Annotated in this window: 21 protein-coding genes; 13 read left to right on the top strand and 8 right to left on the bottom strand. The window is 63.2% G+C overall.

Annotated features, from left to right (window positions below):
• The first annotated feature begins 3 nt into the window (after window positions 1-3).
• The 3 genes from I9018_RS05750 to I9018_RS05760 all read left to right on the top strand — a co-directional run bounded on the left by I9018_RS05750 (window position 4) and on the right by I9018_RS05760 (window position 2,683).
• Complete coding sequence (locus tag I9018_RS05750; protein WP_176719777.1) at window positions 4-1,302, top strand: flavohemoglobin expression-modulating QEGLA motif protein; 1,299 nt, start codon at window positions 4-6, stop codon at window positions 1,300-1,302.
• A gap of 131 nt (window positions 1,303-1,433) precedes the next feature.
• On the top strand, window positions 1,434-2,360 hold the full coding sequence (locus I9018_RS05755; RefSeq protein WP_241108945.1) for an alpha/beta hydrolase: 927 nt from the start codon (window positions 1,434-1,436) through the stop codon (window positions 2,358-2,360).
• Window positions 2,357-2,683 carry a hypothetical protein gene (locus I9018_RS05760; RefSeq protein ID WP_068583710.1) on the top strand — a complete coding sequence of 109 codons (327 nt, stop codon included), beginning with the start codon at window positions 2,357-2,359 and terminating at the stop codon, window positions 2,681-2,683. Before I9018_RS05755 ends, I9018_RS05760 begins: the two co-directional genes overlap by 4 nt.
• 86 nt (window positions 2,684-2,769) lie before the next feature.
• Here I9018_RS05760 and I9018_RS05765 read toward each other — a convergent pair whose 3' ends face one another.
• The 3 genes from I9018_RS05765 to I9018_RS05775 all read right to left on the bottom strand — a co-directional run bounded on the left by I9018_RS05765 (window position 2,770) and on the right by I9018_RS05775 (window position 4,643).
• Window positions 2,770-3,552, bottom strand: a complete 783-nt coding sequence (locus tag I9018_RS05765) for an OmpA family protein (protein ID WP_241108946.1) — start codon at window positions 3,550-3,552, stop codon at window positions 2,770-2,772.
• Window positions 3,553-3,601: 49 nt separating this feature from the next.
• Window positions 3,602-4,015 carry a DUF4398 domain-containing protein gene (locus I9018_RS05770; protein ID WP_068583715.1) on the bottom strand — a complete coding sequence of 138 codons (414 nt, stop codon included), beginning with the start codon at window positions 4,013-4,015 and terminating at the stop codon, window positions 3,602-3,604.
• 283 nt (window positions 4,016-4,298) lie between these two features.
• A complete protein-coding gene (locus I9018_RS05775; RefSeq protein ID WP_241108947.1) occupies window positions 4,299-4,643 on the bottom strand; it encodes a pilin assembly protein in 345 nt (114 codons plus the stop codon).
• A gap of 205 nt (window positions 4,644-4,848) precedes the next feature.
• Between I9018_RS05775 and ppc the strand changes: the two genes are divergently transcribed.
• The 7 genes from ppc to I9018_RS05810 all read left to right on the top strand — a co-directional run bounded on the left by ppc (window position 4,849) and on the right by I9018_RS05810 (window position 12,099).
• The gene (gene ppc, locus I9018_RS05780) at window positions 4,849-7,479 is read left to right on the top strand and encodes a phosphoenolpyruvate carboxylase (RefSeq protein WP_241108948.1); all 2,631 of its coding nucleotides are present in this window, start codon (window positions 4,849-4,851) and stop codon (window positions 7,477-7,479) included.
• Window positions 7,480-7,768: 289 nt separating this feature from the next.
• Window positions 7,769-8,416, top strand: a complete 648-nt coding sequence (adk, locus tag I9018_RS05785) for an adenylate kinase (protein ID WP_068583723.1) — start codon at window positions 7,769-7,771, stop codon at window positions 8,414-8,416.
• An 89-nt stretch (window positions 8,417-8,505) separates the two neighbouring features.
• Window positions 8,506-9,180 carry a tRNA (adenosine(37)-N6)-threonylcarbamoyltransferase complex dimerization subunit type 1 TsaB gene (gene tsaB, locus I9018_RS05790; protein ID WP_241108949.1) on the top strand — a complete coding sequence of 225 codons (675 nt, stop codon included), beginning with the start codon at window positions 8,506-8,508 and terminating at the stop codon, window positions 9,178-9,180.
• 187 nt (window positions 9,181-9,367) lie between these two features.
• Window positions 9,368-9,667, top strand: coding sequence for a hypothetical protein (locus I9018_RS05795; protein WP_068583729.1), 300 nt, complete (start codon window positions 9,368-9,370; stop codon window positions 9,665-9,667).
• Complete coding sequence (locus tag I9018_RS05800; RefSeq protein ID WP_068583774.1) at window positions 9,664-10,524, top strand: DUF72 domain-containing protein; 861 nt, start codon at window positions 9,664-9,666, stop codon at window positions 10,522-10,524. The genes I9018_RS05795 and I9018_RS05800 overlap by 4 nt, the downstream gene beginning before the upstream one ends.
• A gap of 30 nt (window positions 10,525-10,554) precedes the next feature.
• A complete protein-coding gene (locus I9018_RS05805) occupies window positions 10,555-11,388 on the top strand; it encodes an isocitrate lyase/phosphoenolpyruvate mutase family protein (RefSeq protein ID WP_241108950.1) in 834 nt (277 codons plus the stop codon).
• 12 nt (window positions 11,389-11,400) lie between these two features.
• Window positions 11,401-12,099, top strand: coding sequence for an extensin family protein (locus tag I9018_RS05810; protein ID WP_124345843.1), 699 nt, complete (start codon window positions 11,401-11,403; stop codon window positions 12,097-12,099).
• A 9-nt stretch (window positions 12,100-12,108) separates the two neighbouring features.
• Here the strand turns inward: I9018_RS05810 and I9018_RS05815 are convergent, their stop codons facing one another.
• Window positions 12,109-12,726, bottom strand: a complete 618-nt coding sequence (locus I9018_RS05815) for an energy transducer TonB (RefSeq protein WP_241108951.1) — start codon at window positions 12,724-12,726, stop codon at window positions 12,109-12,111.
• A gap of 94 nt (window positions 12,727-12,820) precedes the next feature.
• Here I9018_RS05815 and I9018_RS05820 point away from each other — a divergent pair, with 94 nt between their 5' ends.
• Window positions 12,821-13,603 (top strand): class I SAM-dependent methyltransferase, encoded by a 783-nt coding sequence (locus I9018_RS05820; protein WP_124345844.1) that lies wholly within the window; start codon window positions 12,821-12,823, stop codon window positions 13,601-13,603.
• Between the two features lie 21 nt (window positions 13,604-13,624).
• Here the strand turns inward: I9018_RS05820 and I9018_RS05825 are convergent, their stop codons facing one another.
• Complete coding sequence (locus tag I9018_RS05825) at window positions 13,625-14,269, bottom strand: TetR/AcrR family transcriptional regulator (RefSeq protein WP_241108952.1); 645 nt, start codon at window positions 14,267-14,269, stop codon at window positions 13,625-13,627.
• Between the two features lie 93 nt (window positions 14,270-14,362).
• Here I9018_RS05825 and I9018_RS05830 point away from each other — a divergent pair, with 93 nt between their 5' ends.
• Window positions 14,363-15,451, top strand: coding sequence for an efflux RND transporter periplasmic adaptor subunit (locus I9018_RS05830; RefSeq protein ID WP_241108953.1), 1,089 nt, complete (start codon window positions 14,363-14,365; stop codon window positions 15,449-15,451).
• Window positions 15,452-15,457: 6 nt separating this feature from the next.
• The gene (locus tag I9018_RS05835) at window positions 15,458-18,514 is read left to right on the top strand and encodes an efflux RND transporter permease subunit (protein WP_241108954.1); all 3,057 of its coding nucleotides are present in this window, start codon (window positions 15,458-15,460) and stop codon (window positions 18,512-18,514) included.
• A gap of 49 nt (window positions 18,515-18,563) precedes the next feature.
• Here the strand turns inward: I9018_RS05835 and I9018_RS05840 are convergent, their stop codons facing one another.
• Genes I9018_RS05840 through plsB form a run of 3 tightly spaced genes read right to left on the bottom strand, consistent with a single transcriptional unit; the run spans window position 18,564 to window position 22,232 of the window.
• Entirely contained in the window at window positions 18,564-19,253 is a 690-nt protein-coding gene (locus I9018_RS05840; protein ID WP_068583754.1) for a DUF4197 domain-containing protein, read from the bottom strand.
• 24 nt (window positions 19,254-19,277) lie between these two features.
• Window positions 19,278-19,676 (bottom strand): YbaY family lipoprotein, encoded by a 399-nt coding sequence (locus tag I9018_RS05845; RefSeq protein WP_124345847.1) that lies wholly within the window; start codon window positions 19,674-19,676, stop codon window positions 19,278-19,280.
• Window positions 19,677-19,727: 51 nt separating this feature from the next.
• Window positions 19,728-22,232, bottom strand: coding sequence for a glycerol-3-phosphate 1-O-acyltransferase PlsB (gene plsB, locus I9018_RS05850; protein ID WP_241108955.1), 2,505 nt, complete (start codon window positions 22,230-22,232; stop codon window positions 19,728-19,730).
• Window positions 22,233-22,312 lie beyond the last annotated feature (80 nt).

Genomic DNA, 22,312 nt, shown 5'->3' on the forward strand with positions numbered 1-22,312 from the left:
GCGATTCAACAGAGGGAATTTCGGGTGGACGATTACCAGCAGACGATACGCACTTTGTCCGATCGCATAGTGCTGGCACAGACACCGATTCGCGTCCTGGATGCGGTGAAATGGGACGAAAGCATTCGCAAGGGATTTCTCAAGGCCAAGGGCAAGGAAATGCCGGCGGTGGACCGCGCCTATTACGAGGGGCGCCCGTTGTCCTTCGACTCCGGTGCGGTGAAGCTGGAGTTCCAGAACATCGAGCGTGACATCACGCGTCAACTGGGCCAGTTCAGCCCGGTGGGGCAGATCATGCGCCGCATGTGCAAGGAATACCGCATGGTGGTGCGCATGCTGGAGGCGCGGGGTACGGGTGATTTCGGCCTGATTTCCCAGGAGTTGTATGGTGCCGCCTCCGACGCCTTCCATGCTGGCGACCCGACCCTGGCGGACCTCGGCCTGATGATGTCCGACTACCTGAACAACATCGACGGGCGCGGCGATCTCAAGGACGAACCCAAGACCTTGAGCGCCAAGGATGCCGTCGGCTTGCTGCAAGGCCGGTTGAACAAGGTGTTCGGCGAAGCCGAGGAAACCATCCGGGTCTTCGAGTCCGACGGTATCGTCGCCGATGCGGCGGCAGGGGCCGACTACATCAAGATCCGCAGCGATGCGATGTTCAACGATCGTGATGTGCGCGCCCTGGAAGTCCATGAAGGCCTGGTGCATGTAGGCACCACCCTGAACGGCCTCAACCAGCCGATCTGCACCTTCCTGGCCAAGGGCCCGCCCTCGTCGACGGTGACCCAGGAAGGCCTGGCGATCCTCATGGAGATCATTACCTTCGCCTCCTACCCCAGCCGCTTGCGCAAGCTGACCAACCGTACTCGGGCGATCCATATGGTGGAGGAGGGGGCGGATTTCCTGCAGGTGTTCGAGTTCTTCCGCGAACAGGGTTTCGAGATGGCCGAGAGCTACGGCAACGCCAGCCGGGTGTTCCGTGGTTCGGTGCCCAATGGGTTGCCTTTTACCAAGGACTTGTCCTATCTCAAGGGCTTCATCATGGTTTACAACTACATTCAGCTGGCTGTACGCAAAGGCAAGCTGGAGCAGGTGCCGTTGCTGTTCTGCGGCAAGACCACCCTTGAGGACATGCGCACCCTGCGGCAGCTGGTCGATGAAGGGCTGGTGGTGCCGCCCAAGTACCTGCCCGAGCAGTTTCGCGACATGAATGCGCTGTCGGCGTGGATGTGTTTCTCCAACTTCCTCAACCACTTGAGCCTGGATCGGATCGAGGCGGACTACTCCAATATCCTGTAGACCTGCATGGGGCCGAACATGGATGTACTCACAGATACCTGTCGCTGCCGCAAGGCCTCGCAGGATGTTCCGCGACTTGCACGATGGCGTTCGTGTCGCGTTCGCTCGCCGCTCGCGACAAGAAATGCCCGATGAGCAGATTACTCAAGTGCTGTGCGGTTCTTGTCCTGTTGTTGGGCCTGCAGGGGTGCAGTTCGCTGCTGTTCTACCCGGAGCCTGGCCTGCCATTCACTCCCCAGCGAGCCAAGCTCGAGTACCGCGACGTGACCCTGACCACCGCCGACGGCCTCAAGCTGCGTGCCTGGTGGCTGCCTGCCAAGGCCGGAGTAGCGGTCAAGGGTACGGTGCTGCACCTGCATGGCAACGGTGGCAACCTGGCTTGGCACCTGGGTGGCAGCTGGTGGTTGCCGGAGCAGGGTTATCAGGTCCTGTTGCTGGACTATCGAGGCTATGGGGTGTCCGAGGGGGAGCCATCCCTCCCGGCGATCTACCAGGACGTCGACGCGGCCTTCAAGTGGCTGGACCAGGCCCCAGAGGTCCAGGGCAAGCCGCTGGTGGTGCTGGGTCAAAGCCTGGGCGGTGCGTTGGCCATTCACTATCTGGTGGAGCATCCAGAGCGCCAGGGCCAGCTCAAGGCGCTTGTCCTCGATGGCGTACCGGCCAGCTATCGGGATGTCGGGCGCTACGCCCTGAGCACCTCCTGGTTGACCTGGCCCTTGCAGGTACCGTTGTCCTGGCTGGTGCCGGACGCCGACAGCGCCATCTACTCCATGCCGCGCCTGACAGGCGTGCCCAAGCTGATCTACCACAGTCTTGATGATCCGCTGGTGCCTCTTTCCAATGGCATCCGTCTGTATCAAGCTGCGCCGCCGCCACGGGTCCTGCAACTGACCCGTGGCGACCATGTGCAAACCTTTGCCGATCCGACCTGGCGCAGCGTCATGCTGCGCTACCTCGATGATCCGCAGCATTTCGACGGGTTGCGCCGCCTGGGGGAGATCCCCAATTACCCGGCGACACCGAATTCAACAGTTGAACCTCCAGAGAGTCCGCAATGAGTGAAGAACGCAACGCCATCCCCATGATCATCACCGGTATCTGCAGCATCCTCGGCACCGTGGCCTGCCTGTGGTACTACGGCTACCTGCATTTCGCCAAACCGGAGGATGCGTTGTTGCTCAACGACTTCACCATGCTCAAGACCGTGCCCGGCGAGGATTACAAGATCTCCCTGCAGCCCGCTGCCGAAGTGGCGCAGTGCATGGATGGCGTACTGGTGTTGTTCGATACCCAGCAAAAAGGCCTGACTGGAGTCCTGGTCAACAACAAGAAGCAGGCTGTGCGCTGCATGGGCCAGGAGACGCCGCAGCTGGAGCAATGATCCTGGCTTGCGGGAATGAAAAACGCCGCGGACCTCAAGGTGCGCGGCGTTTTGTTTTCTCTGCCTCTATATAGGCAGGGGCAGGATCAGCGCACCGAAGAGCGCGGCGCCACAGGCTGGTTGTCGTTGGAAATGGTCACTTCCACGCGACGGTTCATGGCCCGGCCGGATACGCTGCCGTTATCGGCTACCGGGTATTCCTTGCCATAGCCCTGGGAGACGATGCGCGCTGGATCGACACCCATGCGGATCAGGGCCATCTGCACGGAGCCGGCACGGCGCTCGGACAGCGACTGGTTGTAGGAGTCGCTTCCGGTGCTGTCGGTATAGCCTTCGACGATCACCTTGCGATCCGGGTTCTGCTGGAGGAACTGCGCCAGTTTGGTGATGTTGGCCAGGCCGCTGGGCTTGAGGTCGGACTTGTTGAGGGCGAACAGCACGTCACCGAACGTCACCAGGGTACCGCGGTCGGTCTGCTTGGCGTTGAGGCTGGCCTGCAGCTGCTTGATCTGTGCATCGCGGGCGTCGAGGATGGCGCGGGCGCGTTGGTCGCCGGCGTCCTTGAGCTTGATCTCGGCGGTGCGCAGGGCGATGGTTTCCTTGGCAACCTCAACCCGCTGGTTGGTCAGGTAGGCCAGCTGGTCGACCTTCTTCTCGTTTTCCTTGTCCAGATAAGCCTTGTCGGCCTTGTCCATCCAGTCGGAGGCGTCCTTGGTTTCCAGGGCGGCAAGCTTGCTGGCCTGTGGGTTGGCCTGCAGGGCCGAGAAGTTGGTGCGGGCATTTTCCAGGTTGGCGTTCGGCGGGGTGGAGCAGGCCGCCAGGGCTACGCTCATGGCCAACAGGGCAGGGATCATCAGTTGTTTGCGCATAATGTTCGTCCTTTCAATCGATTACGAGTACGTGGGAGTCGGCGGCGGCTTACTGCACGCTGCGCATACCTTCCTGACGCAGTTCCTGAACGCCTTTCTGCGAGTCCTTCAGCGCTTGCTCGGCCTTGGCGGCCTGGGCCTTGCGCTCGGCGACCCGGGCGTCCCACTCGGCTTGTTCTGCCAGGCGGCGAGCGTCGTCGTACTTCTTGTCATGCATGGCAATCTCGGCTTGCTTGAGCTTGTCCTGCGCCGATTTCATTTCTACAGCGGCAAATTCGGTGCCGCCCGCGCTCACTGCGCTATTGACCGCCGATTGGGTAACCGCGTACTGCTCGGAGGGCGGATTCCCGGCACAACCGGCCAGTACCATGCTGCTACCGAGGGCCAGCGCGGCCAGTTTCAGCCCGCGCAGAGAGGTGAACGAGGATTTGGCAGTGCTGATCTTCATGGTCTTCAACTCCATTGGGTAACTCCTGGGAAACATCAAAATCCACCCTGGTCCTGCGCCGTGACGCTGAGTGACGACAAGCGCTGATGGCAAAATTTGAAACGGCCGTTCCAGTGATGGCTAATGGGTCTGACCTGAGGCTTTTTTGAATAGTTCAGAGAAAGATGGCGACTGGCCCAAAAAAAATCTGACTGCTAGGACAACCCCGAAAACCGGGAACTTTTGCCGAGCGCAGGGGTATTCCCGGCACCTTTGAGTGCCGGGAATCAGGATTTCAAGAAGTGAAAAGCATGGCCAGTCAGTGCTTCGGTTTATCGGCCTGGCTCGACATCAGGTGCAGGTGCTGGCGAGACAGGGCGAGGAAGCGCGGGGTCGGACCGATGTCCTCGTACAGCGGGTCGCCTTCCTCGTCGGTGGCGACCACATGCGGGCCCTGGACATAGGGGAAGCTGGCTTCGAGTTCTTCCAGGGCGGCACCGATCAGTTCTCCCAGCAGCTCCTCGGGCTGGCGCTTGGGGTACATCTCGGCAAGGGCGGCCAGGCGCGCGGCGGCCTCCATGTCCAGGTGGATCCGGTAGCCGGTCCGGCTCAGGCGGCCCTTGGCGTTTTCTTCCCAATGTTGCGCAAGTTCACGGATTTTCATGGTGACCTCAAGAAACCCCCGCTCGTGGCAGGATGAGTTGAGTGGCCCGGTGTGTGCCGGTGCATGGCCCTTGTACGGCCTATTCTTGAGACTAGCTCCGTTGCCCAAGCTTGGCGCCGGCTCGTCCCATGCTTGCTAAGGGGCGCGTGCTAGCGGCACTCTTGAGCCTTCCGTGCTGCCTTCTTGTCTGCTGGAGAACACCTCGATGACCGATATTGATGCGCGCTTGCGCGAAGACGTTCACCTCTTGGGGGAACTGTTGGGCAATACCATCCGGGATCAGTACGGGGAGGGCTTCCTCGACAAGATCGAGCAGATCCGCAAGGCGGCCAAGGCCGACCGGCGTGGCTCGACGGGCGCCGAGTTGAGCGCCAGCCTCGATCCGTTGCGCGACGATGAACTGCTGCCGGTGGCCCGGGCGTTCAACCAGTTCCTCAACTTGGCGAACATCGCCGAGCAGTACCAGTTGATCCATCGTCGCGATGAGTCCCAGCCTGCACCGTTCGAGGCCCGGGTGCTGCCGGAGCTGTTGAGCCGCCTGCGGGCCGAGGGGCATTCGGCCGACGCCTTGGCCCGGCAACTGGGGCGCTTGGAAATCGAACTGGTGCTGACGGCGCATCCCACCGAAGTGGCGCGTCGGACGCTGATCCAGAAGTACGATGCCATTGCGGCGCAACTGGCGGCCCAGGACCACCGTGACCTCAGCAGCGCCGAACGAGGGCAGATCCAGGAGCGCCTGCAACGCCTGATCGCCGAAGCCTGGCATACCGAGGAGATTAGGCGGACCCGGCCGACGCCCGTGGATGAGGCCAAGTGGGGCTTCGCGGTGATCGAGCATTCCCTGTGGCAGGCGATTCCCAACTACATGCGCAAGGCCGACAAGGCGTTGTTCAACGCGACCGGGCTGCGCCTGCCACTGGAGGCGGCGCCGATCCGCTTCGCGTCTTGGATGGGGGGAGACCGCGATGGCAACCCCAATGTCACGGCAGCAGTGACTCGCGAAGTCTTGTTGCTGGCACGCTGGATGGCGGCCGACTTGTACCTGCGGGATATCGATCACCTGGCTGCCGAGTTGTCCATGCAGCAGGCCAGTGCCGCGCTGTTGGCCAGGGCGGGGGATAGCGCCGAGCCTTATCGGGCATTGCTCAAGCAACTGCGCGAGCGTCTGCGGGCCACACGCAGTTGGGCCCATGCGGCACTCAGCGCACCGGTGCCGGCGGGTGCCGAGGTGCTGCAGCACAACCGTGACCTGCTGGAGCCGTTGCAGCTGTGTTATCAGTCGCTGCATGAGTGCGGCATGGGGGTGATCGCCGATGGCCCGCTGCTCGATTGCCTGCGTCGGGCGGTGACCTTCGGCCTGTTCCTGGTGCGCCTGGATGTGCGCCAGGATTCCAGCCGGCATACCGCGGCCATGACCGAGATCACCCATTACCTGGGCCTGGGGCGCTACGAGGACTGGAGCGAGGAGGATCGCATCACCTTCCTGATGCGCGAGTTGGGTAATCGGCGCCCGTTGTTGCCCGGGTATTTCAAGCCCTCGGCGGACACTGCCGAGGTACTTGCGACCTGCCGCGAGATTGCCATTGCCCCGGCGGCGTCCCTGGGGTCCTACGTGATCTCCATGGCCGGTGCGGCCTCCGATGTGCTGGCGGTGCAATTGCTGCTCAAGGAGTCCGGAGTACTGCGACCGATGCGCGTGGTGCCTTTGTTCGAGACCCTGGCGGACCTGGATCATGCCGGGCCGGTCATGGAGAAGCTGCTGCACCTGCCAGGTTACCGCTCGCGCTTGCAGGGCCCGCAGGAGGTGATGATCGGTTACTCCGACTCGGCCAAGGATGCTGGCACCACCGCCGCTGCCTGGGCCCAGTACCGGGCCCAGGAGCGACTGGTGGATATCTGCCGCGAGCAACAAGTGGAGCTGCTGCTGTTCCACGGCCGTGGTGGCACCGTGGGACGTGGCGGCGGCCCGGCGCATGCGGCGATCCTGTCGCAGCCGCCCGGATCGGTCGCGGGGCGTTTCCGTACCACCGAACAGGGCGAGATGATCCGCTTCAAGTTCGGCCTGCCGGATATCGCCGAGCAGAACCTCAATCTCTACCTGGCAGCGGTGCTGGAGGCCACCTTGCTGCCTCCGCCCCCGCCGGAGCCGGCATGGCGCCAGATGATGGACGAACTGGCCAGCGATGGGGTGCATGCCTATCGCGCCGTGGTACGGGACAACCCGCAGTTCGTCGAGTACTTCCGCCAGTCCACGCCGGAACAGGAGCTGGGCCGGTTGCCCTTGGGCAGTCGACCAGCCAAGCGCCGGGCCGGAGGCATCGAAAGCCTGCGGGCGATTCCGTGGATCTTCGGCTGGACCCAGACCCGCCTGATGCTGCCGGCCTGGCTGGGCTGGGAGGCAGCCCTGAGCAAGGCGCTGGCCCGCGGCGAGGGCGAGTTGCTGGCGCAGATGCGTGAGCAGTGGCCGTTCTTCCGTACTCGTATCGACATGCTGGAGATGGTCCTGGCCAAGGCCGACGCGGACATTGCGCAATCCTATGACGAGCGTCTGGTGGAGCCGGAGCTGCTGCCGTTGGGGGTGCATTTACGCGACCTATTGTCGCAGGCGTGCGCGGTGGTCCTGGGCCTGACCGGGCAGTCGCAGTTGCTGGCCCACAGTCCCGAGACCCTGGAATTCATCCGCCTGCGCAATACCTACCTCGATCCCCTGCATTTGTTGCAGGCCGAACTGCTGGCGCGCTCGCGCAAGGAGGAGGCGCCCCAAGGAAGCCCCGTAGAACAGGCGTTGCTGGTCTCCGTGGCCGGTATCGCCGCTGGCCTGCGCAATACCGGCTGAGGGAGCAGCGGGCTGTCGGGCTATATAGGCAAGGCCCTTGTCGGGGTAAATCCAAGGTGTCGCTCAGATTCATCTGGCGACACTTTGTTATGGGGTTGCGACTTGTCCTACCTGGCCAAGCGGGCACGAAAACGCCGGGTTCTTCCGACTTTCGACTGCTTGTGTGGGCTGTGTCGGCTGTGTATCTTGATCAGCCTTTGGCCGTTTGGGCGGCTTTAACCCGATTTTTGAGATTGGCCCGACGAGGCGAATCCGAGCGTTTCTAAATAAAAAATTGAGGAGCACATCGATGCGCGTAATTCTGCTGGGAGCTCCCGGGGCCGGTAAAGGTACTCAGGCAAAGTTCATCACCGAGAAGTTCGGCATTCCACAGATCTCCACCGGCGACATGCTGCGTGCTGCGGTCAAGGCGGGCACCGAGCTGGGCCTGAAGGCCAAGAGCGTGATGGACAGCGGCGGCCTGGTTTCCGATGACCTGATCATCAACCTGGTCAAGGAACGCATCAGCCAGCCTGACTGCGCCAAGGGTTTCCTGTTCGATGGCTTCCCGCGCACCATTCCCCAGGCCGAAGCCCTGGTGAAGGCCGGTATCGAACTGGACCACGTGGTGGAAATCGCCGTCGACGACGAAGAGATCGTCCAGCGTATCGCCGGTCGCCGCGTGCACGAGGCGTCGGGCCGTGTGTACCACACCGTCTACAACCCGCCGAAGATCGCCGGCAAGGACGACATCACCGGTGAAGACCTGGTGCAGCGCAAGGACGACACCGAGGAAACCGTGCGTCATCGCCTGTCGGTCTACCACTCCCAGACCAAGCCGCTGGTGGAGTTCTACCAGCAACTGGCCGCCGCCCAGGGCAAGCCGAAGTACAGCCATATCCCTGGCGTGGGTTCGGTGGAAGTGATCACCGCCAAGGTGCTCGAAGCCCTGAGCTGAATGACCTGATCGTTTGATCGTTCAACGGCCCGCTTGCGGGCCGTTGCTGTTTATAATGCGTCACTTTTTTCAATGCTATGGAACCCCCGATGAGCACCTTGCTGGCCCTGGACACCGCGACTGAAGCTTGCTCCGTTGCTTTGCTGCATGACGGCAAGGTCACGAGCCATTACGAGGTGATCCCGCGCCTTCATGCGCAGAAGCTCTTGCCGATGATCAAGGAGCTGCTGGCCAATGCAGGCACCACATTGCAGGCGGTGGATGCCATTGCTTTTGGCCGTGGCCCGGGAGCCTTCACCGGCGTGCGGATCGCTATTGGCGTGGTACAGGGGCTGGCCTTTGCCCTGGATCGCCCGGTGTTGCCGGTGTCCAACCTGGCGGTCCTGGCTCAGCGGGCCCTGCGCGAGCACGGGGCGCCCCAAGTCGCGGCAGCCATCGACGCCCGCATGGACGAAGTCTATTGGGGCTGCTACCGGGAAGTCGCCGGTGAAATGCGCCTGGTAGGTAACGAAGCGGTGCTGCCTCCCGAGATGGCCGCCCTGCCTGAAGGCAGTGGCGGCGACTGGTTCGGTGCTGGCACCGGCTGGGGTTATGCCGAGCGGATCGGGGTCGACCCCATAGGCCAGGACGCGAGCATGTTGCCCCATGCCCAGGACCTGCTCACCCTGGCCCGGTTCGCTTGGGAGCGGGGCGAGGCGATCCTTGCCGATGAAGCACAGCCGGTCTACCTGCGGGACAAGGTAGCCACTCCCAAGGCCCGCTGAATATCCCAACAGGCATGGGACGATGGGCTGGCTGACCTGCGCGGCCAGCGCCAATCGTCCGGTTTTTGACGCGGATCCTGCCCGGATCCAAACCTTTTGGCTTTTCTGTGTTCTAGTTAACACTCAGGCATTTGCTAAGTCGAAGCGGTGCCGCTAAATTGCCATCATCGACCCCGGGCTTTTCAGTATGCGCATAGACGGCATCTCATCCAACTCCTACCCCATCAAGCGCAAGCCTCGCAAAGGCCGGGTGCAGGTAGACGAGTCCCTGGACGATATCGATGCCGCCGATGTCCAACCCGAACCCGCCGCCCAAGGGCGCTCCCAGTCAGCCTCCCGTACCAGCAATCTTCCCGCCCGTCCCCAGGACATGATCTTCCAGCGCGCAATGAAAAGAAGCGTGGCCAATGCCCTGGCCAGCTACCTGACTACCGCCGGTTTCGTCGAGTGGGACATGGAAGTCGTGGGCCTCGACCTGCACATCTGATGCTGCCTTATTTTCTCGGTTGCCCTTCCTGGAGCGAAAACGCCTGGCGCGAGTACCTGTACCCGGAAGATGCCCGGCCCAACGATTTCCTCGGCCTGTACTGCCAGGTGTTCAATGCCGTCGAGGGTAATACCACCTTCTATGCCCGGCCCGCGCCCGCCACGGTGGAACGTTGGGCGCAGATCATGCCGGGGCATTTTCGCTTCACCGCCAAGTTCCCGGGCGATATCAGCCATGGTGGCGACCTGCGTGAGCAATTGCCGGCCGCCGAGAGCTTCATCCAGTTGCTCAGCCCCCTGGGCGAGCGGGTGTCGCCCTTGTGGCTGCAACTGCCGGCCACCTTCGCGCCACAGCGCCTGGGCGAACTGATGGAGTTCATCGATGGCCTGCAGCGACCGCTGGCGGTGGAGGTCCGGCATCCGGAGTTCTTCGCCAAGGGCGATGCCGAGCGCATGCTCAACCGCCTGCTGCGCGAACGCGGTGTGGAGCGCATCTGCCTCGATCCACGAGCCTTGTTCAGCTGCACTTCCACGGCGCCCGCAGTGCTGCATGCCCAGTCCAAGAAGCCCAAGGTGCCGCCGCGCCCTGCGGCGTTCACCCAGTTTCCCCAGGTGCGCTTCATCGGCCATCCCGAGCTTGAGGCCAACGATCCGTTCCTGGTGCCCTGGCTCGATAAGGTCGCCGGCTGGATCGAAGAGGGGCGTACGCCGTATGTTTTCCTGCACACCTCCGACAACCGCATGGCCGCCGAACTGGCCCGGCGTTTTCATGCGCGCCTGATGCAACGTTTGCCTGGTTTACCCGCCTTGCCTGAGTTATACAGAGAACCCGCCGCGGAGCAGCTTGGCTTGCTCTGAGGTGCTTTCACAGCCTTCGAGGAGCGAGTAATGGACCGCGCGCAAACCCTTCGTGCCAACGCTTTCAAGGCCCTGCATGAGCGTGCCGGGGCTTTCGTCATTCCCAATCCGTGGGATGCCGGTTCCGCCAGGTTGCTGGCTGGCCTGGGCTTCGAGGCCCTGGCCACCACCAGTGCCGGTTATGCGTTTTCCCTCGCGCGCCCGGATGCCGAAGGCGCCTTGAGCCTGGCCGATACCCTGGCCAATGTGCGCGGCATCGTCGGTGCCAGTGAGTTGCCGGTGGCCGTGGACCTGGAGAACGGTTTTGCCGACAACCCAGGGGAGTGCGCCCAGGCCCTGCTGCAAGCGGCGGCTAGTGGCGCGGTGGGTGGTTCGATCGAGGACGCCACCGGCCGTGCCGAAGAGCCCATCTACGATTTCCAGCTGGCAGTGGAGCGCATCGAGGCCTGCGTCGCGGCGGTGCGCAGCCTGCCGTTCACCTTCACCCTGACCGCCCGGGCGGAGAACCAGTTGCACGGCTGCAATGACCTGGCGGACACCATCCGCCGCCTGCAGGCCTATGCCGAGGCTGGCGCCGACGTGCTCTATGCCCCGGCGCTGCGCAGTGCGCAGGAGATCAGCCAAGTGGTGCGGGCGGTGGCGCCCAAACCGGTGAACGTACTGATGTCCGGCGGCCTGGACCTGAGTGTGGCGCAACTGGCGGAACTGGGCGTCAAGCGCATCAGTGTCGGTTCGGCCTTGGCCCGGGCGGCCTATGGCGCGTTCTACCAGGCGGCGCAGGAGATCCGTGACCAGGGTCGCTTCGATTTCGCCGAGCGGGCGATTCCCTTCGGGCAGATCAATCAATTGTTCAAGCAGTCGTAAAAAGGAATTGGCGTGAGGGCAAGGAAGGTTGTGGGCGCCCTGGTGTTGCTGGGCGCCCTGTTGTTGATTGGCGTTCGGTTGGGCTGGCTGCCGCTGGCCGATGCCTGGAATCCCTGGGCGCCGCTGGATGTGCGGGCCAAGCCCAATCTGTTGACCCGCTTCAAGCTGTCACGACTGCAGGATGACCCACAGCTGTGCGACCAGGCCCTGGCGACCTCGGGCTTGCGCACCAGTCGGCAACCGGACAGTCGTGCCGACGTGGACTGCCCCTTGAGCAATACGGTGCGGGTGCAGGGTGGCGATATCGCCCTGAGCAGCAGCTTTCTAGCCAGTTGCCCACTGGCGGTGGCCTTTGCCCTGTATCAGCGTCATGGCTTGCAGCCGGCGGCGCAGCAGGTGTTTGGCCAGGGGGTGGCGCGTGTCGATCACCTGGGCAGTTTTGCCTGCCGCAACATGTATCACCGCAAGATTGGCTGGCGCAGCGAGCATGCCAGCGCCAATGCCCTGGATATCGCCGGTTTTCGCCTGAGTGACGGGCGCAATATCAGCGTGCTCAAGGATTGGCCGAAGGACAGTGCTGAGGGGCGGTTTCTGCGGCTGGCCAGGGACGGCGCCTGCGACGCCTTCAATGTGGTGCTGGGGCCTGAATTCAACAGCGCCCATCGCAACCACTTTCATCTGGACCTGGGGCCACTCTGGCGTTGTCGATGAGGGGGTGGGTCAGGCGGCGATCCGCAGGTTCTGCAGGATCAATGGGCGGGCCCAGCCCATGTCGAAGTCCATCTGCCGCTGTTGCTCGATGAGCTCGTGCGCTGGGTAGGGTTCGGCCGGCTTGTCCAGCAGGTCCATCTCGAACTCGGCGATCGGCAGGTGCAGCGGTCGCGGTTCCGGTGCCGGGCCTGGAGCGGGTACGGGCTGGCCGGCGTTGAGCACGATCGGACGGACCCAGCCACTCTCGAAATCCTGCTGGCGTTGCTGGGCAATGATTTCTTCAGGCGGGAAGGGCGGGGCCGGCTTGTCCAGCAATTCCATTTCGAATTCGGCGATCGGCAGGAACAGTGGCTCGGGCGGACGTATTTCGGTGTCCTGCACATCGCAGCCGCGTTGATTGACGATCTGGGCCAACAGTTGGGTGCCCCCAGCAGGCTCTACCGGCCCATCGACAGCCACCACAGGTGCTGCTTCAACGCTCGCGCCCTCTCCCCGTTGCTCGGCCAACGCCTGGGCAAAGAAGTCCTGCCACAGATGGCTGACGCCGCTCAGTGCCTGGGAATTGCGCAGGCCATAATCGCCGTGGGGCGAGATGTAGCCTATCGATGTGCGTTGAATGTCTGACATTGCTCTCGGTCGACGCTTGAGCTCTGGCAAAATGGCCGATAGTCCTGTTATCGGCAGTTTTTGCCGATCATTAATTTTTTGAGTGTGTTTTCAGATGAGTGAGCAACCTGCGGCCTGCCGCATCAACGTCGAGGCCCTGGAGGCCGGGTTCGAGTCCGAGGCCCGGCAGTGGGCCGAGCGCCTGGGCCTGCCGTTGCAGATCGAGGACGCCGAGTTCGCCTTGCAGGTGGGCCAGCAGGGGTTGCAACTGCAGCAACTGGGGCCCGAAGCGCCAGGACCGGTACGGGTGGACTTCGTCGAAGGTGGGGCCGCTCACCGACGCTTGTACGGTGGCGGAAGCGGGCAGATGATCGCCAAGGCGGTGGGCGTGGCCCAGGGCATACGCCCACGGGTGCTGGATGCCACGGCGGGCCTGGGCAAGGATGGTTTCGTCCTGGCAACCCTGGGGTGCGAGATGAGCCTGATCGAGCGCCAACCCTTGATTGGCGCGTTGCTCGAGGATGGCCTGGCCCGTGCCGCACAGGACGCCGAAGTAGCGCCGATCGTTGCACGAATGCACTTGCTCAAGGGCAACTCCATCGAGTTGATGCGCAACTGGGAGGGGGAGCCGCCCCAGGTGATCTACCTCGACCCGATGTTCCCCCACCGGGAGAAAAGCGCCCTGGTGAAAAAGGAAATGCGCCTGTTTCGTCCACTGGTAGGGGATGACAACGACGCTCCGGCGTTGCTGGAGGCGGCTCTGGCGCTGGCCAGCCATCGGGTCGTGGTCAAACGTCCACGCAAGGCGCCGTGCATCGACGGGCCCAAGCCCAGTCATGGCCTGGAAGGCAAGTCCAGCCGCTACGATATCTACCCGAAGAAGGCTCTCAAGGCCTGAGCCACATCGCTGGGCCGGGGATCAGTCCGGCCCTGGACGATAGGCACGCATGAACAGCTCCACCACTTCCCTGACGTGCGCCTGCGCAGCAGCCCCGGTCAGTGGCTGGCCACAGCCGAAGAGCACGCGAAAATTCGCCCCGCCCTTGAGCATGCAGAAAAAGTGCTCGGCCGCATTGCGTGGCTTGTCGATGCGCAGGGTGCCCAACTGGTCGATCTTGCCCAGCAGCCGCTCCATGCCTTGCAACACCCGCTCGGGTCCTGCCTGGATGAACATCTGCGAGAGCTTGGGGTCCTGGCTGCCCAGCGCCATGATCAGGCGGTGCAGGTTGACCGACTCGTCGCTGTTGACCAGTTGATGAAAGCCCCGCCCGATGCTCAAGAGCAGGTTTTCCACGGAGGTGTCGGGTGGCAGCTCGAAGATCAGCGTAGGCAGCTGTTCCTCGCACTTGGCCACGACGGCGGCGGAGAACAGCGTCTCCTTGTCATTGAAGTGGCTGTACACCGTGAGCTTTGAAACGCCGGCCTCGGCGGCGACCGCATCCATGCTGGTACTGGCGTAGCCGTTGCTCAAGAACAGCTTCTTCGCTGCGTCGAGAATGGCTTGGCGTTTTGCCAGATCCTTGGGCCTGCCTGGCCCAACGTGTGCGGCATTATTGTCGGACATTTTTCGCTGTTAATACTGGACTGGTGAGTTTGCTATTAATAACATACTGGCCAGTATAAATATTCCAAGCACCATTAGCGAAAGGTCGCCGCCATGTTCCGCTATGCCCTGCCAGTCAGCCTGGCTTTTTTTCTGTCTGCTTGTGGGCACGAAGAGCCCGTCCAAATTGGCATCCGGCCAGCCATGGTGGTCCAGCCGGAGCCTTCGGCAAGGGCATTGGACAGCTATCCCGGTGAGGTGCGGGCCCGCTATGAGCCGGACCTGGCGTTCCGTATCGGCGGCAAGGTCAGCCGACGGCTGGTAGAGGAGGGTGAGCGGGTCAAGGCCAACCAGCCGCTGGCCGAACTCGACCCGCAGGACGTACGCCTGCAACTGGAGGCGACCCGGGCCCAAGTCACCGCTGCCAGCGCCAACCTCGACCTGGTGCGTGCCGAGCGCGATCGCTACAAGGCCCTGCTGGACCGGCAGATGGTCAGCCGTTCCCAATACGATAATGCCGAGAATCTCTACCGCTCCGGCGAAGCGCGGCTCAAGCAGATCAAGGCCGAATTCGACGTAGCCAACAACCAGGCCGGTTACGCCGTGCTGCGCGTACCTCAGGATGGCGTGGTCGCCAAGCGTGCCGTGGAGGTGGGGCAGGTAGTGGCAGCGGGGCAGACGGTCTTCACCCTGGCCACCGATGGCGAGAGGGAGGTGCTGATCAGCTTCCCTGAACAGAACTTCGGTCGGTTCAAGATCGGCCAGCCGGTATCGGTGGAGCTGTGGACCCAGCCAGGGCAGCGCTTCGACGGACAGATCCGTGAGTTGTCCCCGGCTGCCGACCCACGCTCGCGAACCTTCGCCGCGCGCATTGCCTTCAACACGGGCAAGGTCCCGGCGGAACTGGGCCAGAGTGCCCGGGTATTCGTCCAGAGCGGCGAGCAAGTGTCGCTGTCGGTACCGCTGTCGGCCTTGACCGCCGAGGGCGGCGCCACCTACGTCTGGCGGATCGACGCCAATAACACCTTGCACAAGACCCCGGTACGGGTCGGCGCCTTCAACGAGAAGACCGTGCCGGTGCTCGAAGGCCTGAGCCCCTCCGACTGGGTAGTGGCGGCGGGCGTGCATGTGCTTCACGAGGGCCTGCAAGTGCGCCCGGTGGATCGCTCCAACCGTGTGGTCAACCTGGCGGCGAAGGAGTAGTCCCCGATGGGTTTCAACCTTTCCGCCTGGGCGTTGCGCAATCGCCAGATCGTGCTGTTCCTGATGTTGCTGCTGGCCATTGTCGGGGCACTGTCCTATACCAAGCTGGGCCAGAGCGAAGACCCGCCCTTCACCTTCAAGGCCATGGTGATTCGCACCAGTTGGCCGGGGGCCACGGCCCAGGAAGTGTCGCGCCAGGTCACCGAGCGCATCGAGAAAAAACTCATGGAGACCGGCGAGTACGACCGCATCGTGTCGTTCTCGCGACCTGGGGAGTCCCAGGTGACGTTCATCGCCCGCGACTCGATGCATTCCAACCAGATCCCCGAGCTCTGGTATCAGGTGCGCAAGAAGATCAGCGATATTCGCTACACCTTGCCACCCGGCATCCAGGGCCCGTTCTTCAACGATGAGTTCGGCACTACCTTCGGCAACATCTATGCGCTGACCGGGCAGGGTTTCGACTACGCGGTGCTCAAGGACTACGCCGACCGCATCCAGATCCAGCTGCAACGGGTCAAGGACGTGGGCAAGGTGGAACTGCTCGGCCTGCAGGACGAGAAGATCTGGATCGAGTTGTCCAACGTCAAGCTGGCGACCCTGGGCCTGCCCCTGGCAGCGGTGCAGCAAGCCCTGGAAGAGCAGAACGCGGTATCCACCGCCGGTTTCTTCGAGACGCCCAGCGAGCGGGTGCAATTGCGGGTTTCCGGCAACTTCCAGACGGTGGAACAGATTCGCAACTTCCCGATCCGGGTCGCCGGGCGGACTTTCCGCATCGGCGATGTCGCCGACGTTCGCCGAGGCTTCAACGACCCGCCCGCGCCGCGCATGCGTTTCATGGGGGAGGACGCTATCGGCCTGGCCGTGGCCATGAAGGAAGGCGGTGACATTCTGGTTCTGGGCAAGGCCCTGGAGGGCGAGTTCGCGCGGCTGCAGAAAACCCTGCCGGCGGGCATGGAGCTGCGCAAGGTCTCCGACCAGCCGGCGGCGGTGAAGACTGGGGTCGGCGAGTTCGTCCGGGTACTGGCCGAGGCGCTGATCATCGTACTGCTGGTGAGTTTCTTCTCCCTGGGCATCCGCACCGGGATGGTGGTGGCCCTGGCCATTCCCCTGGTGCTGGCGATGACTTTCGCCACCATGTATTACCTGGGCATCGGCCTGCACAAGATTTCCCTCGGTGCCCTGGTCCTGGCCCTGGGGCTGCTGGTGGACGACGCGATCATCGCGGTGGAGATGATGGCGATCAAGATGGAGCAGGGGTTCGACCGGATCAAGGCCGCCAGCTATGCCTGGACCAGCACCGCGTTCCCGATGCTGACCGGCACCCTGATCACCGCGGCGGGCTTCTTGCCGATCGCCACGGCCCAGTCGGGCACGGGTGAGTACACCCGTTCGATCTTCCAGGTGGTGACCATCGCCCTGGTGACCTCGTGGATCGCCGCGGTGGTGTTCGTGCCCTACCTGGGCGAGAAGCTGCTGCCGGACCTGGCCAAGCTCCATGCGGCCAAGCATGGCGCCGAGTCCAATCCCCACGGTACGCCGTTCTACCAGCGCGTACGTCGGGTGGTGGGCTGGTGTGTGGAGCGGCGCAAGACGGTGATCGTCCTGACCATCCTGGCATTCGTCGGCTCGGTGCTGTTGTTCCGCTTCGTCCCGCAGCAGTTCTTCCCGGCCTCGGGCCGCCTTGAATTGATGGTCGACCTGAAGCTCGCGGAAGGGGCTTCGCTGAGCAACACCGCCGATGAGGTCAAGCGCCTGGAAGCGATGCTCAAGGAGCATTCGGGCATCGATAACTACGTGGCTTACGTCGGTACCGGTTCACCGCGCTTCTACCTGCCGCTGGACCAGCAGTTGCCGGCCACCAGCTTTGCCCAGTTCGTGGTCCTGGCCAAGAGCATCGAAGACCGCGAGAGCCTGCGCAGCTGGTTGATCGACACCCTCAACGAACAGTTCCCAGCCTTGCGTTCACGGGTCACGCGCCTGGAGAACGGTCCACCGGTCGGCTATCCGGTGCAGTTCCGGGTGACCGGCGAGCACATCGAGGAAGTCCGGGCCCTGGCCCGCAAGGTGGCGACGAAGGTGCGGGACAATCCCCATGTGGTCAACGTTCACCTGGACTGGGAAGAACCGAGCAAGGTGGTCTACCTGAACATCGACCAGGATCGGGCCCGGGCCCTTGGCGTGAGCACCGCCAACTTGTCCAAGTTCCTCCAGAGTTCGTTGATCGGCTCGACCGTCAGCCAGTACCGCGAGGATAACGAGCTGATCGAGATTCTCCTGCGTGGAACCCGCGAGGAGCGTACCGAGCTGTCGTTGCTGCCGAGCCTGGCGATACCCACCGACAATGGCCAGAGCGTGTCGCTGTCCCAGGTAGCGACCCTGGAATATGGCTTTGAAGAAGGAGTGATCTGGCACCGTAATCGGCTGCCCACCGTGACCGTGCGGGCCGATATCTATGGCAAGGAGCAACCGGCGACCCTGGTCCAGCAGATCCTGCCGACCCTGGAACCGGTCCGTGCCGAACTGCCGGATGGCTACTTGCTGGAGGTCGGCGGAACCGTGGAGGATTCGGCTCGCGGCCAGAACTCGGTGAAAGCCGGCGTACCGCTGTTCATCGTGGTGGTGCTGACCTTGCTGATGGTCCAGCTGCGCAGTTTCTCGCGCACGGCCATGGTGTTCCTCACCGCGCCGTTGGGCCTGATTGGCGTGACGCTGTTCCTATTGGTGTTCCGCCAGCCCTTCGGCTTCGTGGCAATGCTGGGCACCATCGCCTTGTCGGGGATGATCATGCGCAACTCGGTGATCCTGGTGGATCAGATCGAACAGGACATCAAGGCCGGGCAGAAGCCCTGGGATGCGATCATCGAGGCGACGGTACGGCGTTTCCGGCCTATCGTGCTGACTGCCCTGGCGGCGGTGCTGGCGATGATCCCGCTGTCGCGCAGCGTGTTCTTCGGGCCGATGGCGGTGGCCATCATGGGAGGGCTGATCGTTGCTACGGTGCTGACCTTGCTGTTCCTGCCGGCACTGTATGCGGCATGGTTCAGGGTCAAGAAGACGTGAGAGCGAGTAACAGGAGCCGGAAGTCCGGCTCCTGTGGGTGACGCGGGGGTTACAGGCTGCCGAAGACTTTCTTGGCCAGGCTGGTGGCTGCGGCGGCCGGGTTCTGGCGAATGGTTTCTTCCTGTTTGCCGATCATCTCGAACAGGCCATTGAGCGCCTGCTCGGTGACATAACCTTCGATATTGGCGTTCTTGGCGTCCAGCACGCCCAGGGTTGCAGCCTGGCCCGCGAAGGAGTTGTACTGCTTGGCCAGGCCGACCTGGTCGGTGGCCTGCTTGACGATGGGCAGGAACTTGGCGCGGATCTGTTCGCGGCTGCTCTTGTCCAGGTACTGGGTGGCGGAATCCTTGCCGCCGGCGAGGATGCCCTTGGCATCGGCCACGGTCATTTTCTTCACTGCATCCACCAACAGGGCCTGGGCCTGCGGCACCGCTGCTTCAGCGGCCTTGTTCATGCTGGTTTCCAACTGCTCGACCTGTTCGCCCATGCCGAACTGCTTCATCTTTTTTGCCACTTTGCCGAGGTTGCCCGGCAACTCGATGCGTACATCGGGGTTGTTGCTGAAGCCGCCGGGGGTGCCCAGCTGCTTGACGGCGATCTGCGCGCCCTGGGTCAGGGCATCCTTGAGGCCGCCGTTGGCGTCACCCTGGGACAGGTCGCTCAGGGACAGGGCCAGGGCACTGGCGGAGATCATCAGGCCAGCGCACAGGCTGGTGAAACGGAGCGAGGTACGGAGCATGGCGGCTTCCTTGTGCGGTGAGGATTAACGGACAGCGTCGACACGGAGTTTCAATGGCTGTGCATCGCTGCCATCGAGTTTGACCCCGTTGTGTTCGGTGGTGATGAAGATCAGCTGGCCATCGACCTCGATGCGCGCGCTGATCGAATAGGTATGGCCAGGCTTGACCTGGGCCGGATCGTAATCGAGATGGAAGGGCAACGGTACCTGGCCCTTGACCGGCCCTCGTTGCTCGGCCAGTACCCGTGCTGGCGCATCGGCCAGGGAGACGTCCTGCAGGGTCACGCTGAGCGTGGCGGCAGGCGGCAGGGCGATCCGTTGCAGATAGAACACCTCACCGTCGAGGCTGGCCTTGGCCGCTGGCGATGTGGACTGACAGGCTCCCAGCAGTGCGGCAGCGGCCAGCAGGATGAGTCTTTTCATTGCGGTTCTCCCTCTTGAAGGCGCCGCCGATCAGGCGGCGCGGATCAGTATCTAGTCAGGCTGGGCCTCGGCTGCGTCCTGCTCGGCAGCATCTTCGCTGCGGTGCAAGGCGACCTGGCGGATCGACAGGCGAATCTCCGCGGGCAATACGCGCTTGGCGGCCCCTTCGGCCAGTTCTCCCAGCAAGTCGTGGTAGCTCAGCTTGCCGGCGTCGTCGCGCCGCAGCACATCCTGGTCCAGCAGGGTTTGGATGAAATGGCGGAACAGGCTCTTGTCGAAGAACTCCGGAGCGTTCAACCCATGCAGGATCGACAGGCGCTGGGCCATGACGGTACACAGGTCTTCGAGTTCTTCGGCGCTGATGCTGTTCTGGCCGCTGTTGAGCAACAGCGAAATGGCCATGTAGAAGCGCTGCAGGGTCTGGGCGATGCTCTTGGACAACAGGGTCAGCAGGACGAAGTGCCGCGAGCTGGGCGCCGGGCGCTGGTACATCTCTTTCTCGAAGCGCAGCAGGCCTTGTTCGACGAAGGCTTCCAGCCATTGGTCCACCACCGCGTCCAGTTCCTCCAGGGGCCAGCGGATGAACAGCTCGGCCTGCAGGTAGGGATACAGAGCCCGGGTGTAGCGCAGGATCTGCTCGCGGCTCATGCGCGAGGAGCTCTGGAAGAAACTCGCCAGCAAGGCCGGCAGGGCGAAGATGTGCAGCACGTTGTTGCGGTAGTAGGTCATCAGGACGGCGTTCTGCTCGTCCAGATAGAGGATCTTGCCCAGGGCGTCGCTCTGCTCGGCCAGCAACTGCATGTCTTTCACATGCTGGATCAGCGCCCGGCCATCGCCTTCGGGCAGTGTGGTGTGGGGCGAATAGGGCACGCGCCGCAGCAGGGCCAGGTACAGGTCCAGGACCCGGGCCATGGCACGGTCGTCCAGGGCCAGGCGGCTGGTGGAGAGCAGGGCCAGGGCCACCAGGTTCACCGGGTTGATCGCGGCGGCTTCGTTAAGGTGCTGTGCTACCCGTTCGCCCAGGCGATTGGTGGTTTCGTTGAGCCAGGCCGGGCGGTATTGCGGGCCCAGTTCCTGCGCGCGCCAGCCCGGTTGCTCCTGGTCGAGGAACTCTGCCAGCTTGATCGGTTCGCCGAAGTTCACCGCCACTTGGCCGAAGCGCTGCTTGAGCGCGCCAATGACCTTGAAGATGTCGAAGATCGACTCCTTCTTCTTGCTGGCACCGCGCAGTTCGCCCAGGTAGGTCCGTCCTTCCAGCACGCGCTCGTAGCCGATGTACACCGGCACGAAGACGATGGGCATGCGCGAGGAACGCAGGAAACTGCGCAGGGTGATGGCCAGCATTCCGGTCTTGGGTTGCAGCATGCGCCCGGTACGCGAGCGGCCGCCCTCGACGAAGTACTCCACCGGAAAACCCTTGGTGAACAGGGTGTGCAGGTACTCGTTGAACACCGAGGTATAGAGCGGGTTGCCCTTGAACGTGCGGCGCATGAAGAACGCACCGCCGCGCCGCAACAAACCGCCGATCACCGGCATGTTGAGGTTGATGCCGGCGGCGATGTGGGGAGGTGTCAGGCCATTGCGGAACAACAGGTAGGACAGCAACAGGTAATCGATATGGCTGCGATGGCAGGGCACGTAGATCACTTCGTGGCCCTGGGCGATCTTCTGTACGCCTTCGAGGTGGTTGACCTTGATCCCGTCGTAGATCTTGTTCCAGAACCAGCTCAGCACCACTTCCAGGAAGCGGATCGCGGTGTAGGTGTAGTCCGAGGCGATCTCGTTGCCATAGCGCAGGGCCTGGGCCTTGGCCTTTTCCGGGGAAATCTTTTCGCGTTCGGCCTCATCCTGGATCGCCTGCTTCACCAGGGGCTGGTTGAGCAGGCCCTTGACCAGGTTGCGCCGGTGGGAGATATCCGGGCCGATGACCGCGGCCTTGAGGTTGCGAAAGTGCACCCGCAGGATGCGCTGGGCCATGCGCACGGTGCGCTCGTGACCCTTGTTGTGCTCGATCAGATCCCGCAGATTGATCGGCGCCGAAAACTGCACCCGGGTCTTGCGCCCCAGGATCATGATGCTCAGCAGGCGACGCAGGCGCCCGGTGACGGCCCAGCTGTCGGCGAACAGCAGTTTCCAGGGGCTCGATTCGCTGTCCGGGGACTGGCCCCAGAACACGCTGACCGGAATGATCTGCGCGTCTTCGGCGGCATTCTGGGTCAGGGCACTGACCAGGCGGGTCAGGGTGGGCGGGGCTCCGCGCTTGTCCTGGCGGCCGAGCCAGTCCGGCTCCGGGGTCAGGTAGAAGAAGGCCGCAGGCTCCAGCAGAGTGCCCACCGACACGGGCAGCACCGGGCGGGGCAACCCGGCCTTGGTGCATTCGGTATCCACCACCGCAAGGTCGCTCAGGGATGGGTTTTGCAGGACGTAGAACACCGGCCGGCTGCGATCCAGGTCAAGGGTGAAGGATGACTGATTGATGGTTTCCGAGCGCACCCAGAGGTACAGCAGGCGGCGCAGGGTGCCAAACACGAGACGGCGGATCGGGGAGCGGGTCATACGGTTTCTGCGTGAGTGAATAGAAAACCGAGCAAGCGCTCGGGGAGAGTAGTGTGCCGGATTCGTCGAAAATCGGCAAA

Origin of the sequence: Pseudomonas sp. MPFS (assembly GCF_022537035.1) — a bacterium.
Classification (GTDB): domain Bacteria; phylum Pseudomonadota; class Gammaproteobacteria; order Pseudomonadales; family Pseudomonadaceae; genus Aquipseudomonas; species Aquipseudomonas sessilinigenes.